Source organism: Geomonas terrae (genome assembly GCF_004791675.1).
Lineage (GTDB): Bacteria > Desulfobacterota > Desulfuromonadia > Geobacterales > Geobacteraceae > Geomonas > Geomonas edaphica.
The window spans coordinates 1,202,636-1,221,091 of record NZ_SRSC01000001.1; the positions used below are offsets into that span (position 1 = coordinate 1,202,636).

At 63.7% G+C, this 18,456-nt stretch carries 14 protein-coding genes; 9 read left to right on the forward strand and 5 right to left on the reverse strand.

Going from position 1 to position 18,456, the window contains the following annotated elements; genetic code table 11:
* Position 1: 1 nt before the first annotated feature.
* Positions 2–901 carry a protoglobin domain-containing protein gene (locus tag E4633_RS05075; protein ID WP_135869157.1) on the reverse strand — a complete coding sequence of 300 codons (900 nt, stop codon included), beginning with the start codon at positions 899–901 and terminating at the stop codon, positions 2–4.
* A 629-nt stretch (positions 902–1,530) separates the two neighbouring features.
* On the opposite strand from E4633_RS05075, the gene E4633_RS05080 reads away from it, so the two are divergent.
* The 4 genes from E4633_RS05080 to E4633_RS05095 all read left to right on the forward strand — a co-directional run bounded on the left by E4633_RS05080 (position 1,531) and on the right by E4633_RS05095 (position 7,345).
* Positions 1,531–1,890 (forward strand): CZB domain-containing protein, encoded by a 360-nt coding sequence (locus tag E4633_RS05080; RefSeq protein WP_135869158.1) that lies wholly within the window; start codon positions 1,531–1,533, stop codon positions 1,888–1,890.
* Positions 1,891–2,040: 150 nt separating this feature from the next.
* Complete coding sequence (locus tag E4633_RS05085; RefSeq protein WP_135869159.1) at positions 2,041–5,193, forward strand: GAF domain-containing protein; 3,153 nt, start codon at positions 2,041–2,043, stop codon at positions 5,191–5,193.
* Positions 5,194–5,372: 179 nt separating this feature from the next.
* The gene (locus E4633_RS05090; RefSeq protein ID WP_135869160.1) at positions 5,373–6,137 is read left to right on the forward strand and encodes a DUF5020 family protein; all 765 of its coding nucleotides are present in this window, start codon (positions 5,373–5,375) and stop codon (positions 6,135–6,137) included.
* A 116-nt stretch (positions 6,138–6,253) separates the two neighbouring features.
* Positions 6,254–7,345 carry a class I SAM-dependent methyltransferase gene (locus E4633_RS05095; RefSeq protein WP_135869161.1) on the forward strand — a complete coding sequence of 364 codons (1,092 nt, stop codon included), beginning with the start codon at positions 6,254–6,256 and terminating at the stop codon, positions 7,343–7,345.
* Here E4633_RS05095 and E4633_RS05100 read toward each other — a convergent pair.
* Both E4633_RS05100 and ercA read right to left on the reverse strand, forming a co-directional pair.
* Positions 7,342–9,366: a hybrid sensor histidine kinase/response regulator gene (locus E4633_RS05100; protein WP_135869162.1), complete on the reverse strand. Its 2,025-nt coding sequence runs from the start codon at positions 9,364–9,366 to the stop codon at positions 7,342–7,344. The genes E4633_RS05095 and E4633_RS05100 overlap by 4 nt on opposite strands.
* Positions 9,350–10,510: an alcohol dehydrogenase-like regulatory protein ErcA gene (gene ercA, locus E4633_RS05105; protein WP_135869163.1), complete on the reverse strand. Its 1,161-nt coding sequence runs from the start codon at positions 10,508–10,510 to the stop codon at positions 9,350–9,352. The genes E4633_RS05100 and ercA overlap by 17 nt, the downstream gene beginning before the upstream one ends.
* Positions 10,511–11,082: 572 nt before the next feature.
* On the opposite strand from ercA, the gene E4633_RS05110 reads away from it, so the two are divergent.
* A complete protein-coding gene (locus tag E4633_RS05110; RefSeq protein WP_135869164.1) occupies positions 11,083–13,164 on the forward strand; it encodes a methyl-accepting chemotaxis protein in 2,082 nt (693 codons plus the stop codon).
* Positions 13,165–13,266: 102 nt separating this feature from the next.
* Here the strand turns inward: E4633_RS05110 and E4633_RS05115 are convergent, their stop codons facing one another.
* A complete protein-coding gene (locus E4633_RS05115) occupies positions 13,267–14,823 on the reverse strand; it encodes a 4Fe-4S binding protein (RefSeq protein ID WP_135869165.1) in 1,557 nt (518 codons plus the stop codon).
* Positions 14,820–15,701, reverse strand: a complete 882-nt coding sequence (locus tag E4633_RS05120; protein ID WP_135869166.1) for a DUF362 domain-containing protein — start codon at positions 15,699–15,701, stop codon at positions 14,820–14,822. Before E4633_RS05120 ends, E4633_RS05115 begins: the two co-directional genes overlap by 4 nt.
* Positions 15,702–15,874: 173 nt before the next feature.
* On the opposite strand from E4633_RS05120, the gene E4633_RS05125 reads away from it, so the two are divergent.
* The 4 genes from E4633_RS05125 (at position 15,875) to E4633_RS05140 (ending at position 18,429) form a co-directional block, all read left to right on the forward strand.
* Positions 15,875–16,060 carry a MerR family transcriptional regulator gene (locus E4633_RS05125; RefSeq protein WP_135869167.1) on the forward strand — a complete coding sequence of 62 codons (186 nt, stop codon included), beginning with the start codon at positions 15,875–15,877 and terminating at the stop codon, positions 16,058–16,060.
* Between the two features lie 46 nt (positions 16,061–16,106).
* Positions 16,107–16,661 (forward strand): MerR family transcriptional regulator, encoded by a 555-nt coding sequence (locus E4633_RS05130; protein ID WP_135869168.1) that lies wholly within the window; start codon positions 16,107–16,109, stop codon positions 16,659–16,661.
* A gap of 102 nt (positions 16,662–16,763) precedes the next feature.
* The gene (locus E4633_RS05135; RefSeq protein WP_135869169.1) at positions 16,764–17,189 is read left to right on the forward strand and encodes a four-helix bundle copper-binding protein; all 426 of its coding nucleotides are present in this window, start codon (positions 16,764–16,766) and stop codon (positions 17,187–17,189) included.
* A gap of 61 nt (positions 17,190–17,250) precedes the next feature.
* Positions 17,251–18,429: a hypothetical protein gene (locus E4633_RS05140; RefSeq protein WP_135869170.1), complete on the forward strand. Its 1,179-nt coding sequence runs from the start codon at positions 17,251–17,253 to the stop codon at positions 18,427–18,429.
* The last annotated feature ends 27 nt before the right edge of the window (positions 18,430–18,456 follow it).

Sequence of the window (18,456 nt, forward strand, 5' to 3'; positions counted from 1 at the left end):
GTCAGTGCGCGGTGAAGTTCTGGCTCTTCGCCACCAGATAGTAGACGATCCCCAGGATGAGGAGCGTTCCGGCAAGAAAGGCCTGGGTCTCCAGGGCGTCGTGGCGCAGGGTCGAGATCAGGATCTCCCGGATCAGGGCGACGATGATCACGCCGATGAAGATCAGGATGTTGAACTTACCCCCCTTGAGCGTCTTTATCTCGTTGTCCATGAGCTCGATCATCATCCAGAGGATGAGCAGCGAGCCGAGCGCGGAGAGGATACCCTTCTCGAAGTTCCCCTGGAAGATGTGGACCAGGTCCCAGAAGAAGAGGGTCACCACGGAGAGGGAGACGCCGGTGAGCGCTATGACGAGGATGAGGTTCAAGCCGTAGGTGAAGCGCTCGGCGGCGTGGATCAGCTTGGACTCCAACTTGTGCGAGACGAAGACCTTGCGCAGCTCCTCTTCCTGGTAGGAGGTGCTCATGATGTCCAGGTTGATGTCCAGGATCTTCTCGACCGCGATGCGGTACTTGCGCCGGACCGCGATGTCGGGGAAGCTCGCCTGCAGCATCTCGATGAGGAAGCGGCGCACCACGTTCATGGCGGCGTTCACGTAGTGGGCGCTTACCTTGATGCGCACGTGGGCCTGACCGATCGCCTGCAGGGTGAGCATGTACTCGTTGTCGTAGCGCCCCGAGAAGAGGGAGAGGAACCACTCCGAGTGGGTTTTCTTCAGCCGGGCGAGGTCCTTCGGGTCGCGCAGGAACGCGGCGGTCTCCGGGATCTTCAGAAGGTACGAGTAGAAATCCTCGACCATGGCCTGGCTGTTCTCCTGCGCGAGCGGGAAAAGCTCTTTGAGCAGTTCGGCATCGGTTTCTGTGAAGTAATAGTGAGTTCTGATTTCCTGCATGGTAAGCATGTGGCTCTTCTCCTGTGCCATAAAGACTGGATCAGCGGCAGCAAATCCGTCAATAACGGCAAAATAACCGGAAAAGTCTACCACAGCAAAACCGGTTGTCTAAGCCGTATACGTCGTTGTGCCAGTTGAACCGTGCAGAAAAACGCGTAAGAACCAGTCCTGTTGCGTCGAGGTTCTGTCCCTGCGCGACAGTAGTGAGCACGGCGGCGTGAAACGAGTAAGGAGTGCCGTCGATCGAGGCCCAAGAAGGGTATTGTCCGGATCTAATGTGCTGGGTCTTCTTTCAGTGGGGGACTAAGCGTCCTCACATGGCTGACCCGTCAAATGGCTATGCGGAAAAGGGGTAAACATTCGGCAGGCTTCGCGGATGTGGGGGGTTCAACCCACCCCTGGGTGATGTGATCCAAATCACATTAACGACGAATCATCTTCTGGCGCGCGCCACTCCGGCGGAATTCCACCGAAAATTCAGCAGGAAAAGGGGTGTAGCGGCCGGTGTCGGAACGCCTGAAGCACGCGAAACGTTTTTTGGAATGCACTTTGCTTACTTAAGTTGTCGTGTTTGTTGCCGATAAGGAGAAGACATTTCTTTGGTCCGCAGCAACTCATAATTACCAGTGAGGGACGTGATGGATAAACAGGAGATAAACAACGCCATAAGTGAGCATGCCTTGTACAAGTACAGGCTCAACGAGCTGATAGTGACGGGGAAACTGGAAAGCCCCAAGGGGCCATGCACCGAGCATGACTGTGCCTTCGGCAAATGGTTCTACGGCGGCGAAATTCCCTCCCGGCACCGTTCCTCCGCCTACTATCATAGGGTGAAGGACCTGCATGCCGAGTTCCACAAGGTGGCCTGCAACGTGGCGCACATGGCGCTCGATGGAGATCGCGATGGGGCGCGGCGGATGATGGAACTCGAGGGCGATTTCAACCTGGTATCGAACCAGATGATGGAAGCGCTGATCAAATGGAGAGACAACATTTAGCTTTTTGATGAAAATGATTAAACTCAGCCTGCCGGGTGCCGATGAATGAGTCAGGGAGAGCATCGCTTGTTTAGCTTGCTCTACGTGACATTGTGATGAGTGATCAGCAGGGTGAGCCACCCTGCGTGCAGTATCGGGCCGGGTGATTTGATGCAAAGCAAGACAAAGGGTTGTCTTTATAAAAAGTACGCTCTCTTTTCCATTGCCGTCTGGACCGTGGTCATCGTGACGCTGGCGGCGACGGCGGTGACCGGCGACCGCAAGCAGATGCTGCAGCGGGCCGAAGACGAGGCCCGCGACTACTTCCGCCTGAATCTGCAGTACCGCGCCTGGGCCGCCAGGATGGGAGGGGTATACGTTCCCGTCGGGAAGGCCGCTCCCAATCCCTATCTCACCGTTGCACACCGCGACGTCTCCACCACCGACGGGATGCGGCTTACCCTGGTCAATCCGGCCTACCTGACGCGCATGGTCTTTGCGACGGTCCCCTCCCCGCACCAGGCGCCACACCTTCCCCCTGTCACCAGCAGGATCACCAGTCTGAAACCCGTGAACCCCGTGAACGCCCCGGACCCCTGGGAACGGGAGAGCCTGCTCGCCTTCGAACGGGGCGAGTCCCGGGAGCGCTCCCAGGTTGCCACTATCGCAGGGGCTCCCTACCTTCGTTTCATCTCCGCCTTCGTGACCGAGACCTCCTGCCTCACCTGCCACCGCGCGTCGGGTGACCGGGAGGGGGTGGTGCGGGGTGCCCTGGTCATCTCGGTTCCCCTGGTGGCGCGCCTGGAGCAGCAGGCGGCAAGCGACCGGAACACGGTCGGTCGCTTCTTCCTGCTTTGGGTGCTGGGGACTACCGGCATCGCGGTGACGTCACGGCGCCGTTTCGAGGACACGCGGCGGCTCTTGGCAAACGAGCAGAAGTTCCGCACCGTGTGCGACTGGACCCAGGACTGGGAATACTGGATCGGGCCGGACGGGACGATCAGGTACATGTCCCCTTCCTGCATCGAGCTCACCGGCTATGCGAGGGAGGAGTTCCAGGAGGAACCGGAGCTTTTGTACCGGGTGGTGCACCACGATTTCAGGGAGAGCCTGAGGGCGCTGCACCAGGCGACCCCCGACCCGTCCCGGCCGGCGCGCACGCTGGAGGTCCCCATCCTGACCCGCGGCGGAGAGCTGCGCTGGATCCAGCACCTGTGCCGACCCATCTTCGAGGAAGGGGTGTTCCTTGGCCTTCGGGCCTCGAACCGGGACGTCACGCGGCAACGGCAGGACACCGAGAAGATCAGGCTCAGCGAGTCGCGCCTGGTCACCCTTTTGGGGATCCTGCAGTACCCGGCCGAGACGGTCCAGGGCTTCCTGGACAACGCGCTCGAAGAAGCGATCCGGCTCACCGGAAGCCGGATCGGGTTCATCGGCCATTACGACGAGGAGCGCGGAGAGTTCACCCTGAACTGCTGGTCGCGCGACGTCATGCGTGAATGCGCCCTCCCCGAGCGGGAGATCGTGTCCACCCTGGAAAAGACCGGGCTCTGGGGTGAGGTGGTACGTCAGCGCAGGGCGGTCGTCGTGAACGATTACGCCGCGGAGAGCGCGCTTAAGAAGGGGTGTCCGCAAGGGCACGCGCATCTTAGCCGCTTCATGAGCATCCCGGTCTTCAGCGGCGACCGGATCGTCGCCGTGGTCGGCATGGCCAACAAGGAAGGCGAATACGACGATACCGACGTGCTGCAGTTGACCCTCCTCATGGAGTCGGTCTGGCAGTCGGTGGCGAACAAGCGGGCGGAGCAGGATCTGCTGGAAAGCAACGAGCGTTTTGCCGCTGCGTTCAACAACGCCCCCCTCATGCTGGCGGTCAGCACGCTTGAGGATGGGGTCTACCTTGAGGTGAATCAGCGCTTCCTGGATGCGGTGCAGTGGAGCCGGGACGAGGTGATCGGGACGCGCTCGGTGGACTTGGGGCTCATGACGCAGACCCAGCGTGACCAGCTGAAAGAGCGCATGCTGAGGGAGGGGCGGATCAAGGATCTGGAACTCACCCTGTACGCGAGCACGGGGCGGTCGGTGCTCTGCCGGATGTGGACCGAGACCATCGCGGTGGCGGGAGAAAAGCGGCTTTTGACCATCATCCTGGACATCACGGAGCAGCGGCGCGTCGAGCAGCAGTTCCTGCAGGCGCAGAAGATGGAGTCGGTCGGCCAGCTGGCCGGCGGGGTGGCCCACGACTTCAACAACATGCTGAGCGTCATCCTGGGGCATGCCGAACTCGGGCTCATGGACGAGGAGCTCGTTGAAGGGCAGCGCAGGCACCTGGAGGCGATCCTGGATGCCGCCAACCGATCTTCCAGCATCACGCGACAGCTTCTGACCTTCGCCAGACGCCAGAACGTGCTCCCCAGGGTGATCGAGGTGAACGGGGCGGTGGCCGGGATGCTGAAGATGCTCGGGCGGCTGATCGGCGAGGAGATCGAGCTGCTCTGGGTCCCGGGGGACGGGGTGGACCGGATCAACATCGATCCCTCCCAGGTGGACCAGCTCCTTGCCAACCTCTGCGTCAACGCGCGCGACGCCATCGCCGGCGTCGGCCGGATCACCATCAGCACGCAAAACGCGACCCTGTCGGATAACCGGCTCGACGCCGCCTCCGGGCTCGCCCCGGGCAGGTACGTGCTCCTCTCGGTGAGCGATACCGGACAGGGAATGGCCGGGACGGTGCTCGACCGTATCTTCGAGCCCTTCTACACGACCAAGGAGCCGGGGAAAGGGACAGGGCTCGGGCTCGCCACCGTCTTCGGCATAGTGAAGCAAAACGGGGGAGGGATCAAGGTGCAGAGCACCCCGGGTGAGGGGACCACCTTCCGTATCTACCTTCCGTCCGTCCCGGATGAAGAGGGAGGGAGCCGCGGCGAGGCGGAGGTGTCCTACCGGAAGGGGGACGAGAGCATCCTCGTCGTGGAGGATGAGCTCTGGGTGCGCGAGATGGTTTCCGACATGCTGGTGAAGCTGGGGTATCGGGTCACCGTCGCCTCGACCCCGGAAGAGGCGCTTGCCGCGGTCTCCCGGCTGGAGCGGGCCCCTGAGCTGCTCATCACCGACGTGATCATGCCGGGGATGAACGGCAGCGACCTGGCGCTGAGACTCGGGGACGCGATCCCCGGCGTCAAGACCCTGTTCATGTCAGGCTATGCCTCGGACTTCATCGCCCGCCACGGCGTCATCAACGAGGGGGTGCATTTCCTCCCCAAACCGTTCACCCTCCCCACCCTCGCCGCCAAGGTGCGCGAGGTGCTCGACGGCGCCGGTTAGCCCCGCCGTCCGGAGGTGAGGGCGAGGCGATTGCTCTGCTTCAGGCGCCGCTCCCGCTCCGGTTTGCATGCTGACTATTTTGCTTGGTTTAATTAGATCAAAAAAAGGTGAACTGAAACAAAAAACGTGGTAGTTTCACGGGCCTTTTTTTTACTAATGAGCCAAGGAGAGCACCACAGATGAAGAGATCCATCCGCAGCGCCCTTTCCACCGGTTTCAAGGCCCTGGCCCTGGCCGCCCTGACACTCGCGCCGTTTGCCGCGACCGAGGCCCACGCGGGCGCCACGCTCTGGAACGAGACCAACATCCAGTACCTTTGGGGTGGGCAGTTCAAGAACTTCGACGGCACCAAGGACACCCAGTCCACCATCACCGTGGAACATGCCAACGCCTGGAAGTACGGCGACACCTTCCTCTTTTTCGACGTGACCAATACCGAGAAAGATAACACCGGGATCTACGGCGAGCTCTCTCCGCGCCTCTCCATCGGCAAGATCACCGGCCATGACCTTTCCGCTCCTTTCGTGAAGGACGTGCTGGTTGCCGGCACCCTGGAGATGGGTCAGGGCTTCCGTAACTACCTCTACGGCGTGGGCTTCAGCCTCAACCTGCCGAAGTTCAACTTCGCCGACCTGAACGTCTACGTGCGCAACGACCCGAAGCAGTCCGGCAGCACCTACCAGGTGACCCCCTGCTGGCAGCTCCCCTTCAGCGTGGGTAAGGCCGACATGCTCTTCGAAGGGTTCTCCGACATCGCCGGCGGCGAAGGGAACCTTGTCTTCAACATCGACGCCCAGCCCCGCCTGCTCCTCGATCTGGGCAAGTTCTGGGACGCTCCGAAGAGCATCTACTTCGGCACCGAGTTCATGTACTGGCACAACAAGTTCGGCGTGAGCGGCGTGAACGAGTACGCGCCGCAGGCGATGGTCAAGATCGTCATGTAAAAACGGCCGGGAGCCCATGGGTTCCCGCCGGGATGCAATGAAAGGGGGCGGATTTTCCGCCCCCTTTCTCATTGGGACGCTTGCCAATAAAGCCCCGCCGCGCTAGAGTGTCGGTCATGCCCGATGCCGTCCGCCGCCACTACGAGCTTTACCCCTATCCGAGTTATCCCCTCTTTGCCTCGGTGCGCCGCGCCGACACCTACGCGAACAACCTCGACGCCCTCTGGTCCCTTTTCAACGGCGAACTTCCGCCGGCCGATCTCGCCCGCATCCTCATCGCCGGGTGCGGCACCTTCGCCCCATATCCTTTCGCCGTCGCCAACCCGAAGGCCCGGATCACCGCCCTCGACCTCTCCGAGACGAGCCTTAGGCGGGCCCGGCTGCACTGCCTCGTGCACGGGGTGACCGGGGTCGATTTCGTGGCAGGAGACCTCCTCGATCCGGCGCTCGTCACCGGCCCCTACGGTTTCATCGACGCCTACGGGGTGCTGCACCACCTGGCGGAGCCGGAAGCGGGGTTGCGCGCGCTCGCCGCGCGCCTTGGGGAAGGGGGGATCATGAGGGTGATGGTCTACAGCCGCTACACCAGGCGCGAGGAGGATGCCATCCGGCGTGCGCTCACCCTTTTGAAGGTGCGTGAGCCCGAGGCGGTGCGAAGGATGGTGGCGCGCAGTGCGCAAGGCTCGCGGCTGAGGGAGTTCTTCGAGAGCTCCGGCGAGGTGGCGAGCCGGGCCGGGCTTGCCGATGCCCTGCTGCACCCGCAGGTGAAAAGCTATCGTATCGGCGAATTCATTGAGCTCGTTGCGGCAAGCGGGCTCACCCCTCTTCGTTTCGCGCACCGGGGTGCCCTCCCGGAACCGGAGCGCGAGGTGGAACGGATCAGGGGGATGGAGAAGGAGAAAGAGTCTCCGGGGAACTTCGTGCTCTATCTCGGACGCAGCCCCAAGGGGCCCTGCCCGGATGCTGAGGCGGTCTTTCGCCTGAACCCGTGCCTTCTCCCGGCCCTTTCCCCGTGGCGTATCACCCCGGTTGACATCCCGGGGCGGCTGGGAAACGAAAACGGCCCCCTAAACGGTGCGGAGCGCCGCTTCCTGCGCCGCTTCCGCCACCCCGTCCAGGCGGCCGAACTCTCCCCTCTTGACCTGAAACGGGCCGGCAGTTACGCCGACCGTCTCTTCCTCTTGCGCTGCCGCGAGCTCTCCGTCTAGCGGTCCAGCATCTCCCGCACCTTTCTTAAAAGTTCGGCCGGGCGCACCGGCTTCGTCATCAGCTCGGTACCCTCCTCCATGAGGTCACGGCTCTTGATGATGTCCATGGTGTAGCCGCTCGTGTACAGGACGCGCGCCGACGGATCGATCCTGCGGATGGCACCGCAGGCCTCCTTGCCGCTCATCCCCGGCATCACCATGTCCATGAGTATGAGGGCGATCTTCCCCTCGTTTCTTGCGAAGATGTCGACGGCGACGGCGCCGTTTTCCGCCACCAGCACCTGATATCCGGCGCCGGAGAGGATCTGCTCCAGCAGGGTGCGCAGGTTCGCCTCGTCTTCGACCACGAGTATGGTCTCGCTCCCGCCGCGCGGGTGCTCCAGCTCCCTCAGCGCTTCGGCCGCCTCGAAGGCGGAGGGGCTGAGCGGTAGGTAGATCTTGAAGGTGGTGCCGAGGCCCGGCTCGCTGTAGACGTTGATGAAGCCGCCGTGCTGCGTCACGATGCCGTACACGATGGACATGCCAAGCCCGGTCCCCTTACCCAGTTCCTTGGTGGTGAAGAAGGGCTCGAAGATCCTCCGGCGCGTCGCCTCGTCCATCCCGAGGCCGGTGTCGGAGATGGAGACCACGGCGTAGGGACCGGGTGAGCCGGCGTCGTTGGCATCGACAAACCCCTGGTCGATGCGCTGCAGCGACGTGGTGACGGTGAGGAGTCCCCCGCGCGGCATGGCGTCGCGCGCGTTGGTGGCCAGGTTCACCAGCACCTGTTCGATCTGGTTACTGTCCATCTCCACCGGGAGCGGGTGCTCGGGAAGCTGCGACTTAAGCTGCACGTCCTCCCCGATTATGCGGGAGAGGAACTTTTCCACACGCCTGATCACCTCGTTTAAGTCGACGGTCTGCGTCTTGATCACCTGCTTTCTGCTGAAGGTGAGAAGTCCCGCGGTGAGCTGGGCGGCCTTGTCGGCGGCCTCCATGATCCGCTCCACCTGTTCCCGGTTTTCCGACGCCAGGGAGGGATCGTTTCTCAGCATGCTGCCGTACCCCATGATGACCATGAGGATGTTGTTGAAGTCGTGCGCCACCCCGCCGGCCAGCTGCCCGATCGCTTCCATCTTCTGGGATTGCAGGAGCTTTTCCTCGAGCTGTTTCTTCTCGGTGATGTCCTCGGCGATGCCCAGGAGGTAGCGTGCCTTTCCTTGGTCGTCCATGAGGGGGATCTTCTTCGTGTGCAGGATGCGGTTCCCGGCGGCGGTGCTGATCACCTCCTCGGGGATCTCGACCAGTTCACCCGACTCCAGGGTCTCCCTGTCCTTGGCGCTGAAGAAGTCGGCCTGCTCGCTTGGGAAGAGGTCGTGGTTGCTCCTGCCGAGGATCTCCTTGCGGGAAAAACCGAGAAGTTCCTCGCCGTACTTGTTGATGGTGATGAAGTGCAGCTTCACGGCGTCTTTTGCGAAGACCATGGCGGGGATGTGATCGACCACGTTCTTCAGGAACTCCTCGCTCTGGCGCAGCGCCTCCTCGACGGCGCGGCGGGTGGTGATGTCGCGCGCCACGGCGAGGACGTAGGCCTTGTCGCGAAACTGCGTCCGGTTCAGGGTGAGCTCGGCCCAGAAGCGCCCGCCACCCTTTTTATGCAGCTCGGTGACGATCAGTTCGCGCGGCTCTTCCTGGCGCTCCGGGGCGCGTATCAGCGCTTCGGCGGCGGAATGCCACAGGTCGGACACCTCGAAAAGGGATTTTTCCAGGAGTTCCTCACGGCTCCATCCCGTCTGGCGGCAGGCGGAGTCGTTCAGGTCGACGATCCGGCCGGTGACCGTTTCGACGAGGAAGATGGCGTCGTTGCTGTGATCGAGGAATGCCTTCAGCCGTTCCAGCTCCTCGAGGCGGTCCTGGAGTTCGGGGTAGTAGGTCTTGCGCAGCGAGTTCTCCCCGAAACCCGCGAGCTTGCGCTGCAGGGCCTCGAGGGAATCGAGGTCGTCGCGAGGGGGGGAGTCCGATGGATCAGAGGGATTCTTCATAGACGACCTCTATGTCCCTCTTTGAGGCGCGGCGCGGGTTGGTGGCCATGCAGGGGTCTTTCAGGGCGTGCTCGCTGTACTGCTTGAGATCGTCGACCCCGACCCCCACCTCGGCCAGGGTGCGCGCCACGCCGGCCTGGGCCTTAAGCGAGCGCACGTGCTCGATGAGGAGTTTCTTCTTCTGAAGGACGGGGAGGCCGCGCAGGTCGAGCCCCATCGCCTGCGCGATGCGCTCGAAGCGCTCCGGAGAGGCGTCGAAGTTGAAGTCGATGACGTGATCGAGGAGGATGGCGTTACATTCGCCGTGGGCGAGATCGAGGGCGCCCCCAAGGCTGTGCGCCATGGCGTGGTTCGCCCCGAGGATCGCGTTGGAGAAGGCGAGCCCCGCCTGCAGGCTCCCCATCATCACCTGGCTCCTGAGCTCCTGGTCTTCGGGATTGCGGATGCTGGGAATAAGGCTGGAGGAGAGGATCTTTACCGCTTCCAGCGCGTGCAGATCGGTCATCGAAGAGCTGGCGGTGGAGACGAAGGCCTCGATGGCGTGGGTCATCGCGTCGAGACCGGTGCAGGCGGTCAGGTACGGATCCATCGTGGTGAGGGTGATGGGATCGATGAGGGCGATGTCGGGCACCACCGACTTGCTGATGATGGCGATCTTAACCCGTTCGAGCGGGTTGCTGATGATGGCGAACTGCGAGACGTCGGCCGAGGTTCCCCCGGTGGTCGGGATGCAGATCAGGGGAGGCATGGGCGCCTTCACCATGTCCACTCCCTCGAATTCGAGGATGTGCCTGTGGTTCGACGAAACGATGCCGATCCCTTTGGCGCAGTCGATCGGGCTTCCGCCCCCCACCGCCACGATCACGTCGCAGCGCTCCTCACGGTACAAGGCGACCCCGGCCATGACCTCCTCGGCCTTGGGGTTGGGCGTGAGCGCGGTGAAAAGGACATATGGGAGTCCCTCAGCCTCTAGGCTCTTGGTGACGTCGGCGGTCCATCCCGCCTGGACCACGCCCGGGTCCGAGACCACGAGCACCTTCCGGCCGCCGAGATTTCTGGCATAACGCCCGGCCAGTTCCCTGGCACCTGCTCCGAAGATGAATTCGGGTGCGAGAAATTTCCTCAGTTGCAGACCTTCCGCCATCTCCTGTCTCCCTGGTTCAGCACCACATGCAATTTACACAGAAGGATTAAGGCTGATAAATCTTAAACAACCACCGTAGTATAGCAACATTCGGTTTCGATTACTACTGCCCCGTCTGATAGACGTGTCGGGGGAATGCCCCGGAAACTTTAAGGAAAAAGCGAAGCGATAGCCCAAGTGAGGTAGCGGCTTCGCTATGCTTTGCAAAGCCTGCGTGCACCCATATCGGTGGCAGGAAATTGGAATCCCGCCGTTAGAAGATCCGGCGATGAGTCAGTAAGGTCCGGCACTATGTCAGAGCCGGGGGGACAGAAAAAAAACTTATGGGATAAATCGAGCCTAAGTATACGAAATGTCCCGGGTATAGCGAAGAGGGGGGTACGTCCAGGGGGCTAAAGCAAAAAAAACCCCTTAACTTCTGCAGTTAGCTGACGAATCGGTCTGCATTGAACCCGGATTGGCCGGGGTACTGTTACGACTGCGGAGGCGGGCGCGCCCCTCGTGCAGTCGTACGCGTTTCCTGCCGTGTCGCATCACACACGCTGCCCGGCGTGAAAAGAAAGGAGAAAGATGTGAGCTTTTTCAAGAACATGAGGATCGGTAAGAAGCTGTACCTCGTCTTTTCCATAATCATCGTGCTTGTCGCCACCCTTGTTACGGTGGCTTACATAAACCTCGCCTCGCTCGGCAAGGCCAACAGGATGAACGTCCACACCTATCAGGTCACGGAACAGGTTGGGAACATACTGACCGCACTGGTGAACATAGAAACCGGCGAGCGAGGCTTCGCCCTCACCGGGGAGGACAGATTTCTCGAGCCGCTGAACGCGGGCAAGACCGATTTTTCCAGGGCATGGGAGGAGGCGAAGCGCCTCACCGCGGACAACCCGAAGCAGCAGGAGCGCTTGGCGAAACTGTTCCAGTCCAAGGAGGACTGGCTCAAGGTCGACGTGGAGCCGCTGGTCGCCCTCAGGCGGCAGGCCGGCAGCGGGAGCGGCTTGGAGCAGGTGGTGCGTACGGTGCAGCAGGCCAAGGGAAAACAGTACATGGACGCGATGCGCGTCGTCATCGCCGACATGCAGAAGGAGGAGATGTCGCTTCTTTCCGTGCGCATGAAGGACGCCGAGGCGCTCGAGGCGAGGACCAAGGCGATCCTCGTGGGCGGCGGCATCCTGTGTGCCGTCCTCGCGTTCGTCTTCGCCACCATGGTCGCGAATGCCATCACCAAGCCGCTTGGCAGGGCGCTCGAGGCGGCCAACAAGATCGCGGCCGGGAACCTGAACGTGAACCTTGACGCCGACTCCGAAGACGAGTCCGGCCAGCTACTCGCCGCGCTCAAGGGGATGACGGAGCGCATCCAGGCGCTAGTCGATGACGCGAAAGCCCTCTCCCATGCGGCGGTGGAAGGAAAGCTTGCGACGCGCGCCGACGCAGGGCGTCACGAGGGGGACTTCAGGCGCATCGTCGAGGGCGTGAACCAGACCCTCGACGCGGTGATCGGCCCGCTGCAGGTGGCCGCCGAATACGTCGACCGCATCGCCAAGGGGGACATGCCCGCGCCGATAAGGGACGAGTACCGCGGCGACTTCAACCAGATCAAGGAAAACCTGAACCAGCTGATCGCCGCCATCACCGCGATCACGAGTGCGGCGAAGGAGGTGGCCGGCGGCAATCTCACCGTGCAGCTCGAGGAGCGCTCGGCCAACGACGAGCTGATGCGTTCTCTCTCCAGCATGGTGTCGAAGCTTTCGGCGGTGGTCACCGACGTCAAGGAGGCGGCCAACAACGTGGCGGCCGGCAGCCAGCAGATGTCGTCCGGATCGCAGCAGCTTTCGCAAGGGGCGAGCGAGCAGGCGGCAGCGGCGGAGCAGGCCTCTTCCTCCATGGAGGAGATGTCCTCCAACATCAGGCAGAACGCGGACAACGCGATGCAGACCGAAAAGATCGCCGTGAAGTCCGCCCAGGACGCCCAGGAAGGGGGCAAGGCGGTGGCGCAAACGGTGCAGGCGATGAAGGACATCGCCGGGAAGATCTCCATCATCGAGGAGATCGCGCGGCAGACGAACCTCCTCGCGCTGAACGCCGCGATAGAGGCCGCCCGAGCCGGGGAGCACGGCAAGGGTTTCGCCGTGGTGGCAAGCGAGGTGAGAAAGCTCGCCGAGCGCTCGCAGAAGGCGGCGGCCGAGATTTCGGAGCTCTCCTCGACGAGCGTAGAGGTGGCCGAGACCGCCGGGCAGATGCTGGACCGCATGCTCCCGGATATCCAGCGCACGGCCGAACTGGTGCAGGAGATCTCCGCCGCCTGCAAGGAGCAGGACAGCGGCGCGGCCCAGATCAACAAGGCGATCCAGCAGCTCGACCAGGTGATCCAGCAGAACGCCTCGGCGAGCGAGCAGATGTCCGCGACGGCGGAGGAACTCTCCTCGCAGTCGGAACAGCTGCAGGGGACCATCGGTTATTTCAACATAGGGCAGGAGCGCGGCGCGAAGGCGGCACCGGTAAGGTTTAAGGAGCCGCAGCCCGAAGCGCGGCCGACGCGCAAGGAAGCCCCCGTGAAGGCGAAGGGGGGGAGGAGCAAGCTCACCTCGTCCGGCCCGGTGACCGGTGCCGAGATCAATCTGAACGATCTCGACGAGCAGTTCGAGACCTTCTAGCGGTACGGATAGCAGGCAGGCACCTGTGGAAACGATAAGGCCCGACGGCAAACGCTGTCGGGCCTTTTTTTTGCCAAGGGCTGGCCGGAACGCCTGCCCGTACTAACCTTTGACTCCGGCGTAGGGATCGGGGGGGGACGCTTCCCGCGAGGGAGCGGAGAGCGGCGTGCGATCCTTCACCCGGAACACCTCGATGGCGGATTTCCCCTCCAGGGGGCAGACGTTCTCGCAGATGCCGCAGCCGTTGCAGAGCTCGTCGACCACGTAGGGCTGTTGCACGGTGACCGGTCTGCCGTCGAAACCGGTGAGGGTGACAGCTTCGGAGCGGATCGCCTTGCCGGGGACGGGGCAGTGCTCCTCGCAGACGATGCAGTCGGTTCTTTTCGCGAAGGGGAGGCAGTGGTTCTTGTCGAAGACCGCCTTGCCGATCACCTCGCGCCGCTTCTCCTCGGGCTGGAGGTCCGGGATGGCGCCGCTGGGGCAGACCTGGCCGCAGAGGGTGCAGTTGTACTCGCAGTAGCCAAGGCGCGGGATTACAAGCGGTGTGTAGAGCGCCTCCGGTCCGACCTGCAGGAAGGCGGGGTAGAGGGCGCTTCTCAGGCAGACCTTCATGCACTCGCCGCAGCGCACGCACTTCTTGAGAAACACCTCCTCGTCGCGCACCCCGGGGGGGCGCAAAAGCTTCGCCTGTGCCTCGGGCGCGCGAAAGCGGAAGCTTTTGGCGAGCACGACGCCACCGAGGATACCACCCAGAAAGACGCGGCGCCCGGCGGAGGCGGGGAGATCGAGGCGGGGACGGCCGAAGCGGAAGCGGACGCGCCGCGCGGGGCACCTCGCCTCGCACTCCATGCAGAGGATGCATTCCTCGCTCTGCAAGAGTTCCCGGTCGAAGGAGGTGGGACAGTGTTCCCGGCAGGCACGGCAATCGGGACAGAGCTTCTCCGGGACGCGGTGCAAGGGGCCCAGGCGGGCGACGAGCCCGAGCAGCGTCCCGAGGGGACAAAGCCTGCGGCACCAGGAGCGGGTCTCGTAGCGCTCCAGGAAGAGGATCAGGAGGAAGAGGAGCGCGGAAAGAAAGGCGAGCGGGTAGAGCGTCTCGCGGAAGGGGATGAGGTAGTCGCGCACGAGCCGGTAGCCCGGGTCGAGGAGGTCGCGCCGCTCGCCCATGACGCCGTAGAGCGAGCGCCAGGAGCCGCGCACCGCGTCGCCGGCAAGCGGGTGGAAAAAGAAGGTTAAGGCGCGCAGCAAAAGCGCTATGGGGTCGAGGAGCCCGGCCAGGTTCACCCCGAAGAGCGAGGCGAAAAGAAGCGGGAAGAGGAGCCAGTACTTGGCGCCGCCGGTGAGCGGGGGGAGCGCGCCTGCCTTTTTGATCCTGCCGGTGACGAGGTCGAGGAGGGTCCCCAGGGGGCAGATCCAGCCGCAGAAAAACCTGCCGAGGAAAAGGGCGAGGAAAAGGACCACGAGGCCGGGCAAGAGCAGCGGCACGTACCCCTTGACCGCCAGCATGGTGCTAGCGGCGACGAGCGGGTCGGCGCGGAAGAAGCCGTTCACCGCGGCGACGATCCGGTCGCTGCCCCGGTACTCGGTCATCAGGAAGAGCACGAGGAAGAGGGCGAGGAAGAAAAGCTGTGCTATGCGCGCGGAGGTCGTCCTTCTCACGCGCGTACGATCCTCATCCTGTCGAGGCGCATCTCGCCCAGGCCGCGCTGGTAGGCGGTGCGAGTGACGGCGATGTCGGCGGGCTTCAGGCCGAAGAGGGTGGTGGCGTAGGCGTCGGCAGCGACCATGTCGGTGGAGGCGATGATCTGGTTCAGGACCTTCACGTCGGCGAGGCTTCCCCCCTGCGGCCCGTGGGCGACGAGGATCCGGGTGGCGTCGATCACGGTGAGCTGCGGGCGGAAGACCGCGTTCACGTCGGCCAGCGCCTGGTCCAGGTTGCGGTGGATGGCGCCGCGGTTGCCGCCCATGATCCCCATGACGTTCTTCATGCCGAGGGTGAGCCGGCTCAGGCCGTGGTGCTTGGCGACCGGGACGTTGATGTAGACATCGGCGGAGAGCGCTTCGCCGTACAGTTCGGCCTCCTTAAGCACCTTGCCGTTCAAGGCGACCTTCTTGAAGCGTTCTTCCTCGATCTGTTTCACCTCGACGTTTCGCATCCCCTTGAGCGTCGCCTCGATGCCGCTCGAGGTGTAGCAGCGGCGCGGGTCGTTGCAGGTCCGGTCGAACACCTTCACCCGCTTCGCCCCCGCCTTCAGGCACTCCTCAACGAGCGCCTTCACCACGGCCGGGTTGGTGGTGGCGGCGTACTCGGGGGTGCGGTCCCAGCCGATGTTTGGCTTTACCACCACGGTCTGCCCGGGCTTCACGAAACGCTGCATCCCCCCCAGCGCCGCAAGCGCCTTGCGGGTCGTCGCGGCGTGGTCGCCCCCCTGGGCCACCGCGACGGTGGCCCCCGGAGCGGCGAAGAGCTCCTTAAGCCAGCCGTGCAGGAAAAGAGAAGAGAGCCCCAGGACCTTCAGGAATTTCCGTCTTTCCACGTTCCCCTCCTTGATCAGTGGCGGTGCGTCGGTGACGCCAGGTCTCATTATAGGAGTGGGGGGCGCCAATACAAGCGAAGTCCCTGCGAATTTGTCTTGACCCGTCTACCGCTTCACGGTTTAGTATCCTCCACTGTCATGGCCATGACCGACCAAAACATAAAAGGAGCGACATTATGAGCAAGGTAACGGTAGACGAGTGGACCGCCCGGTTCCGGGCCATCGGGCTGGACGACGCGGCCATGGAGAAGTGGCATCGCCTCTTCGAGAGTGAGAACCCCGAGGGGCACCAGAGCTTCCTCGAGTGGCTGGGGCTTCCCCCGGAGCGGATTGCGGCGATTCGCGCACACCACGCTTAAACCGCCGGCCCCGGGCGCCCGGGGCCGCTTTTTTCAAGGAGCAGGCATGTACCGCATCAGCCAGCTGGCCAAGAGGTTCGGGCTTTCCCGGAGCACGCTTTTGTACTACGACCAGGAGGGGCTTCTTTGCCCGAGCGCAAGGAGCGAGGCGGGTTACCGCCTCTACTCGGAGCGCGACCTGGACCGACTCGCCGCCATCGCCTCGTTCCGCAAGGCCGGGCTTTCCGTCGAGGAGATCCGAGCCATCCTCGCCGCCCCGGAAAAGGGGGAACAGTCGGTCTTGAAGCGCCGGCTCGCGGCGGTCGGAGAGGAGATCACGGCGCTCAAGGCCCAGCAGAGCCTGCTTGCCCGCATGCTCCGGGTCCAGTCGGGGGAGGCGCTCCCTGAGAGCATGGACAAGGCGACCTGGGTCGCCATGCTGCGCGCGGCCGGCATGGACGACAGGGCCATGGAGACCTGGCACGCTGAATTCGAGCGCCGCGCGCCCCAGGCGCACCACGCCTTCCTCCTCTCGCTCGGCATCGCCGAACAGGAGGCGCTGACCATACGGAGGCTCTCGCAGTCGGCCTGGGCCGGCGCGGAGGGGGGAGAGCCCGACTGAAAAAAGGGGAACCGTTTGTCCACGCCCGCGTTGAATTCTTCGGCAATGTGATTAGAATGTGCTAACTGTTGTGCCGACATTCCAACCACAAAGGAGAAGCCGATGAAGACATCCGAAATGTTCGCCGCCCACCCGAGAAAACTCACCATGGACGTCACCGCCGTCACCGAGTGCGTGAGCTCCCTCGTCGAGTGTGCCGACGTCTGCACCTGCTGCGCCGATGCGTGCCTGGGCGAGGCGACGGTGCAAAACCTCACCAAGTGCATCCGCTTGAACCTCGACTGCGCCGACATCTGCCAGGCCACCGCGCGTGTCCTGTCCCGCCAGACCGAAGCCATCCCCCAGCTTTTGAGGACGCAGCTTGAAAGCTGCGCCGTCGCCTGCCGCCTCTGCATGCAGGAGTGCGAGGTGCACTCGGAAATGCACCAGCACTGCCGCATCTGCCGCTCGTCCTGCCAAAGCTGCGAAAAGATCTGCCAGGACCTGATCTCCCGCCTCTCCGAAGGGACCAGGACCACCTTCCTCTGACATGCCTCGGGGCGGCGCGAGCCGCCCCTTCCGGTACGTTTTTTGAGAGAGGAGGTGGCCGATGATGAAGCTTGCCTGTAACGTCGCCGCGTACCGCCCCGATCCAGGGATGCTGGCGGCAAGGTTCGAGGCCCGGCATGCCGAGACACTCCTGGCCGAGGCGGAACGGCTCCTGGAGCGCTGCATCGCGGACTTCAGGGAGTACTCCGCGCTGGACCGGGCCTGGCAGGAACTGAGCCACGACCTGTCCATCCTGGAAAAGGAGCTGGAGCTCGACCGGCAACGGGTCGAGGCGATGGAGCCGCAAGAGCGGGAAGTCGCCGCGCAGGAGGAGCCGGTCCCGCCCCGGGAGGAGACGCAGGAACACGCGCCGGGCGGTGAGGCGGAAGCGGTGCCGCCGGCGGCGGAGGAGGAAGCGGAGCCGGAACTTGAGCGAGCCGAGGTGACCGGCATGATCGGGCTGCGCGGCGAGTCGATCCGGCGCAGGAAGGAGCTTGCCGGCCCGGGCGGCCCCCTGGCCATGAACGAACAGCGCGACCTCGTGCTGAAAAGGCTCTGCCGGGACTACGAGGCCGCCCTGGACCGGATCGCAGTGGCCGAGGAGGGGCTCATGCGCATCTACGGCCACGACGCCCCGTCGCCGCTTGGTTCCTGGGCCGAGACGCTCGGGGCGTCCATTGCGAGCTGCACGGTCTGGACGCGCGATGCCCTGGAGTGGATCGCTTGCTATCAGCGCAGGGAGCAGGCCTTCACCCGCGCCTTCTCGGTGCGTGCCCTGATGAACCGCAACGCGTGGGGACAGCTGAGGCACGCGCGTGATAGTTTCGCCGTGCGGGTGCAGGTGCCGCAGGAGCTTTTTCAGGGGGTTGAGAACTGCCGTTTTCGCGGGGTGAGCGCGTCGCTGCTGGGGGAGGCGGGGGCGGTCCCCTGGTCCGCCCTGGTGCGGCTTCCGGAGCGGGCAGGGTACGTGAGGCGCGGGGAGCGCGTGGAGGTGGACCAGAGGGGACTTCCGCCGGTGCTCCTCGGACGGGTGGAGAACCGCCGCTCGGTGCGGCGCTCCGAGTTCTGCGGCATGGTGACCCACGAGAACGCGAGCCCGGTGGGGAAGGGGGCAAACGACGGGCTCTGGTCCGTCGAGCTTTTCCGGCCGGTGGGCGCGGTGAGCGAGCAGTTCGCTCAAGTGGAGGATCTGGTGGTAGAGGTGAAGGTCTGCGGCGTGCCGCAGGCAGGCGGGGAGTAACAGGCGGGCCGGCCGAGGCCGGTCACA